1 protein-coding gene is annotated in these 594 nt (G+C 60.4%); it reads left to right on the forward strand.

All coding sequences use genetic code 11. From position 1 onward, the window contains the following. Window positions 1-594: contractile injection system protein, VgrG/Pvc8 family (locus GV818_RS33710; RefSeq protein WP_256679598.1), on the forward strand; the 594-nt coding region annotated here is incomplete at both ends.

Below are 594 nucleotides of genomic sequence, written 5' to 3' on the forward strand. Positions count from 1 at the left end.
CCCAGGGCACCACGGGTTTTCGGCGTACCCGGTATCGCATGCTGGTCGAGCCGCAACTGGCCCGGCTTGGCCTGAGTTCCAACTGGCGTATTTTCCAACAGCAAAGCGTGCCCGAGATCCTCAAGTCGGTGCTCGACGAGCACGGTATCCTTGATTACCAAACCTACATCAACACTGAACACCAGCCTCGCGAATACTGCGTCCAGGCCGCCGACACGGACCTCTATCTGTTCGAACGCCTGTCCATCGAGGAAGGCCTGTTCTACTTTTTCAAGCACGATGCCAACACCCACACCCTGGTTCAGGGTGACAAGTTGTATGTCCAGGAGCGCATCCCGGGGGCCGCGGTGCTGTACTCCACGCAGCCGGCCGGGGATGCCACGCAACCGGTGCTGTACGCGTTCAGCTACACCGAAAACGTGCGTACCGCAGAGCAGACCCAGCGCGACTACAGCTTCAAGCGCCCGGCTTTCGACCAGCAGCAGCGTCTGCTTGGCGATGACCTTGAGCATCAGGCCCAGGGTTATGAACGCTACGATTACCCGGGCCGCTACAAGACCAGCGCCGTCGGCAAACCCTTCACGCAGAACCGTC

The sequence above is a fragment of the Pseudomonas sp. Fl4BN1 genome, from assembly GCF_009908285.1.
In the GTDB taxonomy this organism is placed as follows: domain Bacteria; phylum Pseudomonadota; class Gammaproteobacteria; order Pseudomonadales; family Pseudomonadaceae; genus Aquipseudomonas.